Source organism: Pseudomonas typographi, from assembly GCF_014694385.1.
GTDB classification, from domain to species: Bacteria; Pseudomonadota; Gammaproteobacteria; order Pseudomonadales; family Pseudomonadaceae; genus Aquipseudomonas; species Aquipseudomonas typographi.
On sequence record NZ_JAAOCA010000037.1, the window covers coordinates 1 to 16,021 of the forward strand.

Genomic DNA, 16,021 nt, shown 5'->3' on the forward strand with positions numbered 1-16,021 from the left:
GGTGGGGTATTCAATGGTCGGGCCTCCCTACAATGGCTGGGCTAACGCCGCGCTCCCCGCTTAGCATGGGCGAACAGGGTCCCCAGGAGGGAACCGTGAGGCGGTGTGCCCAAAGATCGAGAAGTTAAGTCGATCAATGGCTAAGGATATCTTAGTACATAGTCAAGCGGAATCTAAGAATCTCTTAGCCTTTTAACGGCTAAAAAATGAGTACGTTCTGTAAACGGTTAAAGGAAGCGCGCCTGGCGGCGGACATTTCCCAGGAGCGGCTGGGGATCGAGGCGGGCATAGAGCCTGCATCGGCGAGTGCGCGGATGAATCAGTACGAGACGGGCAAGCATTCGCCCAACCCGACAACGGTGCAGCAGATCGCCACGGCGCTGGATTTGCCCGCTTCCTATTTTTACAGTGAGGATGACGACGTCGCGCGGATGCTGGTGCTGTTCCACCGGTTGCCTGTGCAGCAGCGCAAGCAGGTACTGCTGGATTTGGAAACATTGGTTGGCAATGGGTTAGAGTCCTAGGCGGGCGCTGTTGGACAGCAGGCATCGCAGTCCGGGTCTAACGTTGGCGCCGGTGTCCACGGCTGTGCCAGTGGCGGCCTGGCGGATGATGGAGTGGACAAAATGTGGACATTTTCGGCGTCCTGGGGGCTTTGTTCGGAACGCCATAATCGCCAACGCCCTACATCTGTGGGGCTTTGTGATTGGTGCGGCACCAGGAGTCGAATAGGTTTCTAGTTGACTAATTTTTAAAGTAAAAATATCAGGCTGCTAATTCCCTACCTCTAAAACTACCTCCAGCGGATATCTAGCATCGAGTCAACGCTGCTATTGGGGACTTGCGAGTCAATGCGATCGCCAGGAGCGCGGCGCGAGGTAGTGGGTTTAATTAACCAGTTTCAATAGCTTAAGTTGGCTGCGTATATTCTTTTTCGGCTTGCCGTGGGCGGGTTTTGACTCGAATAGGATAGTGGGCAACCTTGCCATTGGTAAGCAGTTGACCAAGTCACCTTGACCTTGCTCCCGAGAAACGTATCCCTGAGCCTGTGTCAGGGGGGTGAGTTTCTGAGGTTGTAGCGTTTGCCAGTTTTGCTCGTAAAGCACCGGACGCACGCAGAAAAGTGTCGAGTGTAGGCGCTCTTGGTTGTACTACAGCGATCACCCCAACGACCGAATGCTCAAAAAGGCTCACTGCACATTCAATGAACTCGGCTTCGGCCACCTCGCCGATTCGTTCGACCAGACCCCCGAATGTTGATTTTCCCATAGGCGTGCCGGGTGTCTTCCGAAGCCGTTAAGGTCAGGCGCAAGGAAGGGCCGATCACCGAGATGTCTATGAATCTCTGGATCATTCAAAGTACCGATAAAGCCATTGATGAATACCACAGGGGAATGGATGCATTATTCATTTGGCTTTCCCTGCGAACAATGAAGTGAGTTCTTTTCTTTTAGCGTTTGTGAACAGTTGATCGAGAGTCTGGGGTGGCCCTCATGGAGATTGTCAGGAGTTCTCTCAGCAATGCTCTCCCTTGAGGCCAATCACCGAGTCCACTGGTCGAGTTGATGTGGCCTTGGGCTCCGATGTTCACTAGACGACTGCCCCAGGCATCTGCACATCGCTGGCTGTAGTCCATATCCGCATACGGGTCGTTGGAGCTTGCGATAACAGTACTTGGAAATGCGAATCGCCTAAGCCCAGGCGGACTGAACCCTTGCGCATCGTTTGGAAAAGTGGATCGGTCGGGGTCTGGTACGGCAACCAGCAAAGCTGCCCTGACCAACGTGCGGCTACATTGCGCCCAGTGGGCAACTTGCAGGCAGCCAAGGCTGTGGGCTACCAACACGGTATCGGGCCCAGCTCGGCTAATAGCGACTTCGAGATTCTCGACCCATCTTGCGCAAACCGGGCGATTCCAGTCTTGCCCCCGAATGCTCTCCATAGATGCGTCATTGTGTGCCCATATCGTTTGCCAGTGATCTGGGCCGGAGTTGCCAATGCCTGGCAGGAGCAATATCGAAGGTGTCATTTCTTGTTTCTCGGAAGGGGTGTCCGCAAAATGTAGCGAATGACACATCGATCGTGGATGGTAAATCATCCGAAAGAGGCATCATCAACCGATGACTCATCGGATTATTCAGCAGAGGAAAGCATGGAACTGGACAACAAAGATCGGCAGATTTTGGAGGCACTGCAAAAGAATGCAAGGCAAAGCCTGGCATCCTTGGGCAAGCGCATTGGGCTTTCGCAACCGGCTATGAGCGAACGGGTCCAGAAACTCGAAGCTGCGGGTGTCATAGAGGGTTACGGCGCTCGGGTAAGTTTGCGTGAGATAGGGCTAGGATTGCAGGCGATCCTGCGTATTCGCACAACTCACCAGCACATCAAGCGCTACCTGGAGTTGTTTAACGACATACCTGAGGTGCTGGAGGTTGATAGGATTACGGGGGAGGACTGCTTCATAGTTCGTTGCGCGTTTTCTCAGCCCGCTGATTTAGAGATTATAGTTGATGCGATGGCTGTTCACGGTTCGGTCACGACTTCGTTGGTTCTGTCCAACGCCGTGCGCAAACAGGTACCTGTACGTCCGAGAAGTGGCCCAGACACTTAGCAAGTGAGCCGGCGCGCAAGACGTGATTGCCAGACGGTTACTATCTAGAGCTATCAATGGAAAACTGTTTTCTCGTTTAAAGATCAGTTTTCTTAAAGCAGCGGCATGGCAAATAGGAGTGGTTAAGGTCGAAGCAGGAATGGGGCCCGAGGCATGCCGGTTGATTGGAAACTGAAGCAAAAATAAACCATCAGAGTTATAAACCCTGATGGCTCTTGGTACGCCCCCCCCCCCGACGCATCAATACTGGTAGCGCAAGGTCACTGCAAAGTTACGGGGGTCTCCGTAGAACAGCCCACCGAAGTTATTCGAGGTAGGCAGTGTCTGGTAATACACCTTGTCCAAGGCGTTATTAAGGTTGTATTGCACGCTGAACTGCTTGTCGATCTGGTAGTTCAAGTGCAGGTTGAGCAACGCGTAACCACTCTGGTTGATGCTATAGGTGCTCGCCTCTGTGTAGGTCTTGCTTTGGGCATAAACGTCTCCCCCGACACGCCACTGGTTGAAATCCCCCGGTAGTCTGTAATCGGTTGATACCTTCAGCAAACGCCTAGGAATCCGCGTGTAGTAATCGGTGCCCTTGTTTTTGCCCGCAACATATTCAGGGTCGCTGTAGGTGTAGCCAGCGCTGACGTTCCAGTTTTCCAGCGGTTGGCCAGATACCTCTATCTCGAAACCGCGGTTGCGCACTTTTCCACCTTCTTCGTAGCAGCTGCTGGTACCGGTGACGCCGCACGTACTGGCACCGGCAATGGCTTCGGGCATATGGTTCAAGTCAGTCTGAAAAACCGCGAACGAAGTATTTAGGCGACCTCCATAATATTCGCTTTTAAGTCCAACCTCATAATTACTGCCGTCGATGGGGTCGAGCAGTTTGTTACCGAGCCCGAAGTAGCTCTGAGTCTTGTAGATTTCGGTATAGCTGGCATACAGCGTGTGATGCTCGCTGAGATCGTACACGATGCCCGCGTACGGAGTTAAATGGCGGTTTTCCGAGTAGCTGTCGGTGGTCGATGGACTGTCGACGTGATAGTCCGACCAACTTACGCGCGACCCTAGGATCAAGCTCAAGTCGTCGGTCAAGCTCAAGCGAGTAGCCCCGTAGACGCCCTTTTCCTCACGCACGTACTTGTAGTCGGCGCGGCTGGCGTCATTCACGGCAGGGTCAGGGATCGACGACCAGTCAAAATTGGTGATGTTGATGGTCGGCGTATTGGTGGCCTTGTAAATCGCTGCGTTGAAGGTGTCCCGGCGGGTATTGGCGCCAAGCATCAACTGGTGTTCGCGGCCAAACAGTGAAAACGGCCCGGTGGAGTAGAGGTCCAGGCCATACTGCCGGTCATCGTAGTTAACCTTGGAAATCGGAAGGGTGTATACGTTCCCCGAGGTATTGGACGTCACCCTAGCCGGGTACGACGACAAGAAATCGGCATCGGACGAGATGCCATTGGCGGCGAGCGTTAGCTTCCAATCGTTGACGAAGTGGTGGGTCACATCACCGAACAGGTTGTAGTTGGTCTTGTCCAAGTATGCCCATTTACCCGCGAGTGATGCCGAGCGGGACAGCGGGTAGAACGAGCCGTTTGTCTTGGTGTTCAAGCCGCCCCAGTCGTAACCGTCGTTGCGATCCTGCTGGACCGAAGCACCCAGGGTCAGTACCGTGGAGTCGTTCAGGTCGGCCTCGCCGATCATGTACAGCAGCTGGTTGTCCTTGCTGGCGCCGTCACGGTAGCTATTAGCCGTATTGTAGTAGGCCACCGCGCGCCCGCGAATGTGACCATCGTCCGTCAGTGGCCCAGATACATCGATCTGGCTGCGGTAGTTGTCCCAGGAACCAGCACCCAGTTCCGCACCCAGGCGAAAATCCTCAGTCGGGCGCTTGCGCACTAGATTGATCGCAGCGGAGGGGTTGCCGGTGCCCTGCATCAAACCGTTGGCACCGCGGACCACCTCCACGCGGTCATAGATGGCCATGTTGGACGTTGACATGACGTCCATAGAGTAGTTTTCGGAAATATTGCTCGGGATGCCATCAAACTGCAGATCGTTGATCTCGAAGCCGCGCGCGTAATAGGTAGAACGCTCGGTGCCGATCTTGGTGTAGGTGATGCCGGTTGTAGTTCGGGCGACATCATCCAGCGACTGGACGTTCTGGTCGTCCATTTTTTGCCGGGTCACCACGGTGACAGACTGTGGGGTCTCACGCAGGCTCATGGGCATTTTGGTCGCAGTGCTGGTCGAGCCTGTGGTGTACGAACCGCTCCCCTCAGTCGTTGCTCCCAGCGATTGGCCCGTCACATTCGTTGCGCCAAGCACCACCGCTGTTCCGTTATTGGCAGGTATCAACACGTAGCCACCATTGCTCTGACGTTGCGCTAGTAAGCCACTGTTCGCCAGTAAGCGCATCAGTCCCTCCTCGACGCTATACACGCCAGTCAGGCCCGTTGTAGTCAGGCGGCGGGTTTGCTCGGTATCAAATGAAATAGTCACGCCCGCCTGCACTCCGAACTGAGTCAGGGCACTGCCAAGCTGGCCGGGGGCGATATGGTAGGAGGTCTGGCTTTGCGCCAAAACTGGCGTGGACATTAGCGCCAGCCCCGACAGGCTCGCGAGGCTCAGTCCAAAGAGAGCCAAGCGAACCGGGCGGGTCAATGAAGTCTTTGCATAGAGGGGAAGCAGGGGCATTCGTTGATCCTTCCGTTGTCATGGCAGAAAGTCGCTGTCATCGCGGCTTGTGTCATTGACGGATGAGAATCGAAATCAGCAAGGTGACTCGTTAAACATTTTCAAATCGAACTCATGCCGGTTCGATGCTGGCCCAATAGCGCGTCAGGTAGCGCACTCTCACCGGTAAGGCCTGGCTCAGGTTTTCCAGCACGGTATCCGTATCATCGATGCGGAACGCGCCCGAGATGCTCAGCCCCTGAACCGATGCGGCGCAGTGCAGTACGCCAAGGCGATAGCGTCCCAGCTCTTCGATGAAATCGCCCAGCCGCCAGTCATCCACACTCAGCATGCCCTGAACCCAAGCAGTCGAGCCCGGGGGTAAAGGGCTGGCGGCATCGACCTTATCGCGATTAAAGGTGACTTGCTCCCCGGCCTCGAGGCGTAGAGTGCGTTCGACATGCCGTTGCGGATTTACTTCAACAGCGGCTTGCAGGACTCCAACACGCGTTTTTTCGGTTAGTTGACGGACGCTAAACCGGGTTCCGAGCGCACGTACCGAACCTTCACCGGTCTGAATGATGAATGGACGTTGGGTGAGGTCCTGGGCGGTCTGAACAAGAATTTCGCCACGGTATAACTGGATCAATCGCTGTTTTGAGTCGAAGCGGATATCCAATGCAGTGTCAGCGTTCAGTTCCAGTTGTGAGCCATCGTCAAGGCGCAGCGAACGACGCTCACGGATACTGGTACGTTGTTGAGCGAGCATTGAGCGATACGGCACTTGCTCTGCTGCTAGCCAAGTACAGCCGCCAACGGCCACCAGCATACCAAGTATTTTCAGCACATTACGACGTTGTGCTTTTGCTGCGCCAAGGCTGGATAGGGCCGCCTGTTTGGGCGTCATTGCCCATTGTTGTTGGAGCGTTTCGACGCGTTCCCAAGCCGCAGCGTGCTTTGGGCTGGATTGCATCCAACTTTGCCAGGCTTGGGTTCGTGCCTCGTTGACCGTCCCGTCATTAAGGTGCACATACCAAGTGGCGGCAGCCTCAAGTGTCTTGAGGTCCAAGGAGGAGGGCATCAGCTCTCGACCAGCAAAAGGCACCGGGTCATGGCGCGAATTAAATGATTTTTGACCGTGGTGACCGAGACGCCGAAACGTTCACCAGTTGCAACATAGCTCAGCCCTTCAAGCTGGACCGCCAGGAATATCTCCCGAGTCCTGGTACCCAGCTCGTCGAGTAGGCTATCGACCGCGACCAGCATTTCGATGATGGACAAACGTATTTCCGGCAAAACATCTACGGGTTCAGGTCGCTGGGCCAAAGCATGCAGGTACGCCTGCTCAATGGTTCGGCGGCGGGATTTATCGATCAACAGGGAGCGTGCAATGGCGCTGAGGTAACCCCGCGGTTCGCGGATTGGGGCGTCATGTCGGGCGGTCATGACTCGCAGGAATGTGTCCTGAGCCAAGTCCGAAGCATCGGCGGCATTGCGCAGCCGGACTCGTAACCAGCCCTTCAGCCAACTGTTGTGTTCGCTATACAGCCGATGAAGAGCTGAATGATCAAGCGCCGACATGAGAGTGCCACTGATGAGTAAATGGTAATCGATCGCATTGTCGTGATAGCAGGCTGTTTATGCAAGTGACTTTTCTCCGGCTGGTGAAGGCTCACAGAGGGTCAAGAGATTCGTTTAGCTTTGGAAACACCATGATTTCCCCAAGCGAAGACTGATCCGGCTGATGGTTAGCAGATAGTAATAGTGCGTAGACTCGGAGTTTGACCTCAGGTACTGGTTCAAAAACCAGGCCAGGTGTTTTCTTTGCCAGGTCCATGGATTGTCGCGGTGCCAGCGTTTAGCGATAGCTGTTTGGATAGCCTTTGCCTGACGAAGGTGACGCTGGCGTGTGGCATGCGATCCGCTCAGCACCCCTTCCAGAAAAATCTCCATATCGAACTGCTTGCTCATGCTCGCCCACCAATGTACGCAGATACGACGTCGATACGGCCGTGTCCGAGTTCATAGCTAATTAGCTTCCGTGCCTGCTGATCCAGGTGCGGGTTGAACTGGAAGCAAAGGCCTCCGTTGATGGGCGCGGGATGACGGGTGATTTGCTCATAGCGTTCGCATGCATAGGCCGCCCGCAATTCGTGGAAGCCTTTGAGGTTGTGAGTGTGGAGGATATCTCGGGCGGGTCGGACGATTTCCTGTTGGAGGTCGAGGTAGATTTCGTTCGGTGCCAGCAGGTTGCGGCTACCATCGGGAGATACCTCTTCGGCGTACCTCAGTGCTTCGCGAATATGGTCATCCACAGCGATCCAACGAGGCGCGGTTGCGCCGCCGCGGCCACCTTTGGTGCCGTCCTGGATATTGATTCTCCCGAGTTGCTTGGCTTCACGTTTTAGACGGGGAAGGTCGGCCAAAATCGCCTCGCGCAAGCGCATACCGGTGGCTCGCGCTAACTGAGCGATGGCCGCAGCGCGTGGCTGCTGATGGCCGCAAAGCTCGTCGACGATCCGCTTCACCTGTTCGTGGTCTTGGCCTTGCGGTACAGAGCGACGAACACTGGCCCGCTGCATTCCCAACGCCTTGCTTGGGCTCGGTACTTTCACGGACTGATCACCGCGAAGCGCGGCCATGGTCCGGTTCACGCTGGACAATCGGTTTTGCGCGGTGGTGATGCCTATAGCTCTTTGTTCAACTTGCTGACGCAGATATGTGGAGTAGTCCAGCAAGGTCTGCCGATCAATTTGTCGTGCATCGTTAAATCCTGGTCCATTCTCCGATCGACACCACCGAACAAACGCCTGCCAGCGATCACTGTGCGCTTTGACCGTCCCGTAATGCCCACCGCCAAACAGATCGCACAACGCCTGTGGCCCGGCGTAGCTCAATTGCCGGCCATAGCCAAAATTACGCCCATCCCGTTTACCGACCAGCGCCATGATCAAACTCCTCTCGAAGTCAAAACGTTGAAGCTTTTCCCCACGTCATCCCGCCAAGAATGTTGAGTGTTATCAGGGATCAAGGCCCCTGCGACCTGTGAGGGTTGTCCACTAACGCGGGACTGGCGGCTCTTTACGGCCGGGAGCTTGGGCATCTCATGATCTGGCCTCCTGAACACCGTTACCGGTGGGCGGGTGGAGGCTGCATTGGCTGACGAGACCAGTGCCGCGAGATACTGAGTCAGGTGAAGGCAGTGAAGCGATGACCGGGGCATGCCTGACTGTGAGTCAGGTGCAGACCATTCCGTGGGCTGCGGCACCATCATCTGCATCGCTGTTGCTGGTGACTTCGGTGTTTGTCACGCCGATTGTCACGAGGGGGAATGCCGCAAAGCCTTGTACGACGTGGCTTGCAGCAGTGGTACGAGCGCCCGTCTCTTTCCGGAAGAAAGAGACGGGCGCAGGTTGGCGCAAGGAAATGGCCAAGCGGATAGGTTGCTGCAGGGCAGCTATGCAAGGGGATGAGTTGCCGCAGTGGGCACACTGGTAAAAGTAGGCATCCATCACATCGCTGTGACCGTGCGAGCCGCCGGACGCTAATCGCACTTTGGGAGAGCCACCACGGTGTGGCGTAGCCTTAAAGGTTCTGGCTACCTGGGGTTGCTGTCCACGACAGCGCTTTGCCCGATCTTTTCTACGCCTGTGGATAATTTTGGTCAAGGCTCGAATTTTCGGGAGTTATGCGGCTGTGGATGAAATTATCCACCGGTGGAAATCAGTGGTTTTCCACAGACAGTTGTGTGGGCTTTAGATTTTTTTAAGTGAGGTCCATCCAAACAGGGCGGCTTTGCAGCCCTGTTTGGATGGACCCGCGTGGACAAGCGGATCACTGAGATATGAAGACCGAGCGCTTACTCGGTTGCGCCACGTTTTGCTTTTAGGCGAGTGACGTTCGCCCCCGTCTGGTTCGCGAATTCGTGTGGAGTGACATGTTCCTGCCGGTTGGCCTCCAGATACCGGCTCCACCAGTTCATGATCAGCCTGCGCTCCTCGATGAACTCGGCCTTGTGGATGTAAGCGGCGCGGACGTTGTTGCGCTCCTTGTGGCTCATCTGCCGTTCAATGGCTGTCTCCGACCACAATCCTGACTCGATCAGTGCGCTGCAGGCCATCGAACGAAATCCATGCCCGCAGATATCGGTTTTGGTGTTGTATCCCATCGTCCGAAGCGCGTTGTTCACGGTATTTTCGGACATGGGCTTCCAGGGTTTGGCATCCCCTGCGAAGACCAATGCCAATTTGCCTGTGAGTGCATGGATTTTTTCGAGTAGCGCCACTGCTTGCGGCGATAAGGGTACTAAATGGATATCCCCTGCCATCTTCGTACCCCTTGTGGAAAAGGGAACTCCCTCCAGCGCGGGTCGAGTGTCCGGTATCTCCCAGGTGCCGCGCTTGAGGTCGAACTCGCTCCAGCGTGCGAAACGCAGCTCGCTGGATCGTACAAACACATGCAGCGACAGCATCATCGTCAGACGGGTAAGTGCTCGGCCTTTATAGGTGTCGATCCGCTCCTGCAGTTCCGGCAGTCGCGATAAGGGTAGAGCGGGGCGATGTACCACCCGCACGGCTTTTATCGAGCCTTCGAGGTCGTAAGCAGGGTTTACTGTGATAAGCCGGAGGCGCTTTGCCTCGCGCATGATGCTCTGCAGGTAGTTTTGTACCCTTAAAGCAACGTCGATCGTTCCGCGCTTCTTGATCGCTTCCAAGGGCTGCATGAGGTCATGGGTGTCGAGGTCGACAATGGCGCGGGCGCCGATCAGCGGGAACACGTGGGTTTTGAGGCGGCTCATCACCGTCTTGGAGTGGCCTGGTGCCCACTTGGCCGACATTTCCGTGTGCCAGTCCAGCGCAACGCTTTCAAAGGTTCTGCCTTTGATCACGGCTTCCGCCTTGGCTTGGTGCTTGGTCTCTATGGGATCAATGCCATCCGCCAGCATTCGCTTGACCTCCAAGCGCTTGCGGCGCGCGTCGGCGAGGCCAATGACGGGATAGTTGCCGAACGAGGTCAGTCCTTCGCGTCCGTCAGGTTTGACGTAACGGAGCCGCCAGCCTTTGCGGCCATTGGGTTGGACTAGGAGGTAGAGGCCATCGCCGTCGAAAAGCTTGTAGGCGCGGTCTTTAGGTTTTGCCAAGCGGCAAGCTGCGTCGGAGAGCGGAGCTGTGGTTCGCGACATAAGGGTACTCCCTTTTATCGAAGTGACCTGTATCCCAAACTCTACCCTTAAAACGGTTGGAATCCACCAGTTTCTGACGGAAACCGATGGAACGCCAAAACGAAAAAACCCGCCAAAAGGCGGGTTTTTCGGGGATTCCAGAGATTTTGAAAGCCTTCTCTGGAACCTTGTATGGTGCCGGCACCAAGAATCGAACTCGGGACCTACTGATTACAAGTCAGTTGCTCTACCAGCTGAGCTATACCGGCCAAGGGCGCTGATTATAGCGAGAAGCGCCGGCGTGTAAAGCCTGTTGCTTGATTCGGCTGGGTTTTTTCCTTCCCCTCTCCCTCATATGTCACGTTTTCCTACAAGCATTTCAGCATTTTCTGGTAGCCCATTGGGAAAGCGCCTGCATGGGGGCCCCCTTTGCTTCGGAACAATGGCGCCCTTGCCGCACTGCGGTGGACTTATGGGAGGGCCCCAGCATGAAACGCCTGCTTGCATTCGCGGCCTCGCTAGCCTTGCTGCCCGGGCTGGCGTTGGGTACGCCCAAGCTCAACATCGGCTCGATGAGCGATTACCTGCGTGCCGACAAGAACGTGTTCGTCAAACGTATCCATAACAGTGGGGATTCCACCGCATTCGTAAGGGTGCAGGCCTGGGAGTTGATACGTAAAGCCGATGGCAGTTACGACGAAGTGCCGCTCGACACCGGCAGCGCAGATGGCCAGCGGGCGCTGGTGGTGAGCCCGGCGCGGTTGATCATTCCGGCGGCGGGTATGCAAACGGTCCGGTTGTTGTTCACGGGCCCCAGGGCGCATGAGCGGTTATTTCGGCTGCGCTTTCGCCCGGTAGTGCCCGAAGGCGGGGACGACTTCCAGCTTAGCGACGCCCAGGCCGAGGCGTACGAAGATTCCCTGTCCGGCAATGTGCAGATGCTTGCCGGCTTCGGCTCCTTGCTGTTCGTGCGGCCTAGCCAGGTGAAGCACCAATTGGCTGTGCATAAGCAGCCGGGCGGTTTTTTGGTGCGCAATGTGGGTAACGCCACGGCCGTGTTGGACAGCTTCCGCCGCTGCGACAAGGCCGGCTATGACTGCAAACCCGCAGTGGTCCACCACCTGGTACCGGGCGCGGAGCGCGTGTTCCCACAGCAGGCAGGCGAAACCATCATTTTTGAGCACCTGCGCGGGGCTGATGCCGCCCAGCCATACGAAATCAGGGGCGAGCCGACCCCTGTTCGCCAATCGGCCTTTACCCAACGATAGGAGTAATAGATGAAGACGTACCTCCTTCCACTGCTGGTTTTGCTGGCCGCTGCGCAAGCGGCCGTGGCGGCGGATTCCACCATCAACAAGCGTGTCACCGTCACTGCGAGCGTACCCGCTGGCACCTTCATCGTTTCCGATGAGGGCAGTTGGATGAACCAACCGCAAGTCATTGGCCTTGACGATTCAGGTGCGTTAACCCCGGTAGTGAACCGTTTGTATCTGAAAAGCAGTATTGGGCCCATTTCGGCAACGCTGGATAGCGCCCCCACCATGACCAGCGGCGCAGATAACATTCCCTTAACCATGGCGATCGGCGGTACCACACTGAGCACTACCACCAAGCAGATCGTAGCGGCAAGCGATGCCACCAACGGTAGTTGGCTGGAAGCATCGATCGGTGCCACCCAGGGCACCTACAACGCGGGCAATTACCGGGGCTACGTGTACGTCACGTTCGAAACCACCGCGCCTTGAGTACCCAGCGGGCTCCCGCGGGCCCGCTGTTATTTATTTTCGGAAAATAACTGTGTTTGCGATCCATCCACTAAGGCTTGCACTCGCCTGCGCGGCGGGTGTTGCTTGCTTCGGGGCCCATGCAGGCCCGGTAGGCACTGCGCCACTGCCCAGTTTGCTTGCCCAGGCAGAAACGTTGCCAGCGGAGTTTCGCGATCATTTTTTTGATGTGCCGCTGGCGGCGCGGGTCGACCTCAATGGCCGATACCTGGCAGATGCGCTGTTGATCTTGGGGCGAGATAACACCGTGCAGTTGCTCAAGTACACCGCCACCGCTGAATCCGAGGTGCCGCTGCAAACGCGCGAGCTGTGGCTGGGTGCGCTGGCTTCCCCGCAACCGCTGGGCGATTGCGGCAAGGGCTGTGCCAATGAGTTGCTCGCCTTGCATTACAGCCTGGAGCGCTCGACCCTCACCCTCGTAACGCATAGCGCCGAGGCCGATAGCGCACCCGCGCGCTACCATTCATTACCGCAAGGTGGCGGCGGCTTGCTGTTGCGTAACCGCCTCAACGTGGCCGGCAGCGAGTCGCAGATGTATGGCAGCTTGGTGAGCAGCGGCAATGCCAGCCTGGGCACCTGGTCGGGGGTGTCTGAAATGCAATTGGACCGCAACCAAACGCGATACCAGCGCAACGACCTTTACCGGATGCGTAGCCTGTACGCCGACCGGGTATCTGAAGGCCGGTTCTTCCGGCTTGGCTATTTCACCCCCAGCGTACAGGGCCTTAGCCGCCAGCCGCGGACCCTGCTGAGCTTGCCGGAAGGCACCCTGGGCGCAATGTACGGCAGCAGCGATACGCTGGCGATAGACAGCGACCAACCCAGCGCGACGCCCATTTACGTGACCCCTAACCGCCCAGCCACCGTCGAGGTATACCGCAACGGCTCACTGGTTTACAGCCAACCCGTGCAGCCCGGCTTGCAAACGCTCGATACCCGTAAGCTGCCCGGCGGTATCTACTCGGTTGAGGTGCGCGTGTTAGAGGATGGGCAAGTCACCTCCAGCAGCGAAGAGTTCGTGTACAAACCTACCCAGTGGCGTGACCTTAACCAGCGTTGGCGCTACAACGTCTATGCCGGCAAGAACCAAGAACTGTTGAGCAACTGGGAATACCAGCGCGATGACGGTTTCAACGCCGGTGTGATCGCCAACTATTTGCTGCACCCGCAAGCCATTCTTGGCCTGTCGGCCGAGCACCTGGAAGGCAGCATGCAGTATGGGATGTCGCTGGACTGGACGCTGCACGATGGCCTGCGCACTTACGCGAACCTGTACCGCACCCAGGGCCGAGGTGACGGCCTCGATGTGCAAGCGATTTATAGCTACAAGGGCGGCAACCTGATTGCCAGCCATAGCCGCTCGTGGATGTATTGGCGCACGCAGGACGAGCGTACGCCGGCGTTCTTCACCCCACGTTACCGGCGCGTGATCCAACAAACCGAGCAAACATCGCTGAGTTGGCAACACCAGGTAACGTCCAGCGGTACCCTAACGGGGCGTATGACCTATGACCAGGGTGCGCAAACCGGGGCGGGGGGCGATGTGTCCTGGATACAGCGCAGCCGTATGTTCAGCACCGACTCCACCTGGACCTTCTCGGTGTTCGACCGCCCGGGCGGTTATAGCAGCGGGGCCCAGCGCGACCGTGGTGTCGACCTGAGCCTGTCACTGTCGCTCGGCGGCAGCGGCGACAGCCTGTACGGCAGCATCGGCAGCCGCACCAGCCGCGATGGCCACCGCGAACAAACCGCCTCGGTAAATTACCAGCACCCAGTCAACGGGCCCTTCTTGAGCAGTGTCACGGGGCTGGTCAACCACGACAGCTATGGCACCGGCGTCGGTGGCCGCGCGGCATTCCAGAACCGATGGGTAGCCGGCGACGGCTACCTGCAAACCTCATCCTATAACGGCGAGGTGGGCGGGGGCTTGAACCTCAACAACTTGGTGGCGTTCGGCGGGGGCCGCGCCGCCTCCACTGGCGACCTTACCGACTACAAAGCCGGTATGGTGGTGGATGTGGCCAGCGAAGTGGACGGTATCGAACTGGCGACCTTCGACGACGGCGGCGCTATTGGGCGCTTGCACCCCGGTCGCAACTTGATACCCCTCACGCCCTACCGCCCAGGCCGGTTGCGCGTGAATGTACGTGGCGAGGAAGCCGAGCCGGTGGCATTGGCGCCACAAGTGGTGAGTTACCACGTTAACCGCGGTGCTGTGGCATACCAAAAGATCTTCGTGCGCCGCACCCTCACGGTGATTGGGCGCCTGATGGATGAGCACGGTAAACCGATATCCGGGGCGATGGTGATCAACCATGCCAGCCGCAGTGTGAGCGAGTCGGACGGGTTCTTTGCGGTGGAAATGAGCGAGTCGACACCGGTCTTGGATGTACGCCAGGGCAAGCGGCGCTGTTTGGTGACCGTGAACACCGAGCACGCGGAGCGGGACAACAATGTGCTGTTGGTTGGCGATTTGGTGTGCCAGCCGCGCGAGGTGGCTGCGCGGCCACAGGCGGCTCGGGTGGGGCGTGAATAAATGAACGTATCCATTGAAATGAACGCGGGCACCTCACTTGATCGCGCCCAGCGCGCACGCCTTTGGCGCTTGGCAGCCGCCGCGTTGGGGATACTGCTTATGCTTCCAGGGTGGGGGTGGGGTGCTTCGTACACTGTGTCGCTGGAATACAACCCGAACACGCCTACCCTGCCCAAGGTCATCAACCGTGGCCCAAGCAGTTACTGTAGCCGCACCCATTGCGCGGATAACGTCGATTCTACGCTCGCGGTGAGGTACTCGCGGCGGGTGCGTATTGGCGGCCAAGATGCACGTGAGGCTTTCTGGCTACAGAGCCCGGAGCCACATTTTGTAACGTTGGATTCGGGTACCGCCCAGGTGACTTTGGTCGTGTCGTTCGTGGGGGTGTTCAATCAACTCACCACAGTCGATGGCCAGAACGCCGACATTCATCCGCTCAGAGGTACGCTGGTAGGCAACTGCCAAAGAGGCTGGTTCGTCTATCTACCCACGTTGCTGCAAGAGCTCTGGACATTCAGCGAACCCGGCCGCCATGCGTTTTGCCATGTCGACACCGAGGGTTTGCCTATATCGTATTGGCGCTTCGATGGCTACATGATTCCGGCTTATGCGTTCGAGCTAAGAAGCAAAACCATCGCGCCCGGTATCTACCGGGGCCGCGCTACGTTGTCGGCAGGGGCGATCGACCCGGATTTTTCGATGGGCGATGATGCAACGGTAATTGATCGGATATGGGAGCTGAACATAGAGTTTCGCGTTCAGCACGAGCTGAGCGTGGAATTCCCAGGCACCACCGATACGGTGCCGCTGTTACCCCCGCAGCGTGACATGCAAGGCTTTGAATGGGGCAATGGCAGCAAACAGGCACCTGCACTGAGCGCTCGGGTACCTTTTAATGTTTCCACCACCGGGCCTTTTCGGGTCAGTTACGCCTGTGACACCTTGGCAGGCCCCGGCCAGTGCGCGCTATCGACCCCCACCAAGCCAGGCCTGGCGCCGTTCGACATTGGCATCGAATGGGTCAATCCACCCCCTACAGACCCCAACTTTCCGGTTGACGGCCGGCTGGATCCTGCCGGTCGGACCTGGGGGTACACCGCGCCGGCCGGGCAATACAGTGGTGCGTTCAACTTGGTCATGAGTGACTCCACGCCGCTATACACTGCCCGTGGCAAGCAGTGGGCGGGCGACGTGACCTTCACATTCGATGCGCAGCTTTAGTACCGGCCTATGAACAGCTATAACCGCTGCGCAGCAACGATAAG

Annotated in this window: 13 protein-coding genes and 1 tRNA gene; 6 read left to right on the forward strand and 8 right to left on the reverse strand. The window is 57.3% G+C overall.

The genetic code is table 11. The annotated features are described in order from the left end of the window. Positions 1–206 precede the first annotated feature (206 nt). Entirely contained in the window at positions 207–524 is a 318-nt protein-coding gene (locus HAQ05_RS22870; protein ID WP_190424952.1) for a helix-turn-helix domain-containing protein, read from the forward strand. 926 nt (positions 525–1,450) lie between these two features. On the opposite strand, the gene HAQ05_RS22875 is transcribed toward HAQ05_RS22870, so the two are convergent. Beyond that, on the reverse strand, positions 1,451–2,098 hold the full coding sequence (locus HAQ05_RS22875) for an RBBP9/YdeN family alpha/beta hydrolase (protein WP_338050276.1): 648 nt from the start codon (positions 2,096–2,098) through the stop codon (positions 1,451–1,453). Positions 2,099–2,152: 54 nt separating this feature from the next. On the opposite strand from HAQ05_RS22875, the gene HAQ05_RS22880 reads away from it, so the two are divergent. Next, entirely contained in the window at positions 2,153–2,611 is a 459-nt protein-coding gene (locus tag HAQ05_RS22880) for an Lrp/AsnC family transcriptional regulator (RefSeq protein WP_190424957.1), read from the forward strand. A gap of 240 nt (positions 2,612–2,851) precedes the next feature. Here HAQ05_RS22880 and HAQ05_RS22885 read toward each other — a convergent pair whose 3' ends face one another. From HAQ05_RS22885 to HAQ05_RS22915, 7 genes are all read right to left on the reverse strand, one after another. Beyond that, complete coding sequence (locus tag HAQ05_RS22885; protein ID WP_190424961.1) at positions 2,852–5,296, reverse strand: TonB-dependent siderophore receptor; 2,445 nt, start codon at positions 5,294–5,296, stop codon at positions 2,852–2,854. A 112-nt stretch (positions 5,297–5,408) separates the two neighbouring features. Then, complete coding sequence (locus HAQ05_RS22890) at positions 5,409–6,356, reverse strand: FecR domain-containing protein (RefSeq protein ID WP_238936572.1); 948 nt, start codon at positions 6,354–6,356, stop codon at positions 5,409–5,411. Continuing rightward, positions 6,356–6,856, reverse strand: a complete 501-nt coding sequence (locus tag HAQ05_RS22895) for a sigma-70 family RNA polymerase sigma factor (protein ID WP_190424964.1) — start codon at positions 6,854–6,856, stop codon at positions 6,356–6,358. Before HAQ05_RS22895 ends, HAQ05_RS22890 begins: the two co-directional genes overlap by 1 nt. A 114-nt stretch (positions 6,857–6,970) precedes the next feature. Then, positions 6,971–7,246 carry a hypothetical protein gene (locus HAQ05_RS22900; protein ID WP_190424966.1) on the reverse strand — a complete coding sequence of 92 codons (276 nt, stop codon included), beginning with the start codon at positions 7,244–7,246 and terminating at the stop codon, positions 6,971–6,973. After that, positions 7,243–8,223, reverse strand: coding sequence for an integrase domain-containing protein (locus HAQ05_RS22905; RefSeq protein ID WP_190424969.1), 981 nt, complete (start codon positions 8,221–8,223; stop codon positions 7,243–7,245). Before HAQ05_RS22905 ends, HAQ05_RS22900 begins: the two co-directional genes overlap by 4 nt. Before the next feature lie 911 nt (positions 8,224–9,134). Next, the gene (locus HAQ05_RS22910; protein ID WP_190424973.1) at positions 9,135–10,457 is read right to left on the reverse strand and encodes a tyrosine-type recombinase/integrase; all 1,323 of its coding nucleotides are present in this window, start codon (positions 10,455–10,457) and stop codon (positions 9,135–9,137) included. Positions 10,458–10,629: 172 nt separating this feature from the next. Then, positions 10,630–10,705: transfer RNA gene (locus tag HAQ05_RS22915), tRNA-Thr, on the reverse strand. A gap of 219 nt (positions 10,706–10,924) precedes the next feature. Between HAQ05_RS22915 and HAQ05_RS22920 the strand changes: the two genes are divergently transcribed. From HAQ05_RS22920 to HAQ05_RS22935, 4 genes are all read left to right on the forward strand, one after another. Further along, the gene (locus HAQ05_RS22920) at positions 10,925–11,704 is read left to right on the forward strand and encodes a molecular chaperone (protein WP_190424976.1); all 780 of its coding nucleotides are present in this window, start codon (positions 10,925–10,927) and stop codon (positions 11,702–11,704) included. 9 nt (positions 11,705–11,713) lie between these two features. Beyond that, a complete protein-coding gene (locus HAQ05_RS22925) occupies positions 11,714–12,181 on the forward strand; it encodes a CS1 type fimbrial major subunit (RefSeq protein ID WP_190424979.1) in 468 nt (155 codons plus the stop codon). A 175-nt stretch (positions 12,182–12,356) separates the two neighbouring features. Further along, complete coding sequence (locus HAQ05_RS22930) at positions 12,357–14,756, forward strand: TcfC E-set like domain-containing protein (protein WP_238936573.1); 2,400 nt, start codon at positions 12,357–12,359, stop codon at positions 14,754–14,756. Beyond that, on the forward strand, positions 14,757–15,977 hold the full coding sequence (locus HAQ05_RS22935) for a hypothetical protein (protein WP_190424985.1): 1,221 nt from the start codon (positions 14,757–14,759) through the stop codon (positions 15,975–15,977). Positions 15,978–16,021: the final 44 nt, after the last annotated feature.

Coding starts and splice junctions, on each gene's coding strand:
- HAQ05_RS22870 (WP_190424952.1), top strand. CDS start 207: ATGAGTACGTTCTGTAAACGGTTAAAGGAAGCGCGCCTGGCGGCGGAC.
- HAQ05_RS22875 (WP_338050276.1), bottom strand. CDS start 2,098: ATGATTTACCATCCACGATCGATGTGTCATTCGCTACATTTTGCGGAC.
- HAQ05_RS22880 (WP_190424957.1), top strand. CDS start 2,153: ATGGAACTGGACAACAAAGATCGGCAGATTTTGGAGGCACTGCAAAAG.
- HAQ05_RS22885 (WP_190424961.1), bottom strand. CDS start 5,296: ATGCCCCTGCTTCCCCTCTATGCAAAGACTTCATTGACCCGCCCGGTT.
- HAQ05_RS22890 (WP_238936572.1), bottom strand. CDS start 6,356: ATGCCCTCCTCCTTGGACCTCAAGACACTTGAGGCTGCCGCCACTTGG.
- HAQ05_RS22895 (WP_190424964.1), bottom strand. CDS start 6,856: ATGTCGGCGCTTGATCATTCAGCTCTTCATCGGCTGTATAGCGAACAC.
- HAQ05_RS22900 (WP_190424966.1), bottom strand. CDS start 7,246: ATGAGCAAGCAGTTCGATATGGAGATTTTTCTGGAAGGGGTGCTGAGC.
- HAQ05_RS22905 (WP_190424969.1), bottom strand. CDS start 8,223: ATGGCGCTGGTCGGTAAACGGGATGGGCGTAATTTTGGCTATGGCCGG.
- HAQ05_RS22910 (WP_190424973.1), bottom strand. CDS start 10,457: ATGTCGCGAACCACAGCTCCGCTCTCCGACGCAGCTTGCCGCTTGGCA.
- HAQ05_RS22920 (WP_190424976.1), top strand. CDS start 10,925: ATGAAACGCCTGCTTGCATTCGCGGCCTCGCTAGCCTTGCTGCCCGGG.
- HAQ05_RS22925 (WP_190424979.1), top strand. CDS start 11,714: ATGAAGACGTACCTCCTTCCACTGCTGGTTTTGCTGGCCGCTGCGCAA.
- HAQ05_RS22935 (WP_190424985.1), top strand. CDS start 14,757: ATGAACGTATCCATTGAAATGAACGCGGGCACCTCACTTGATCGCGCC.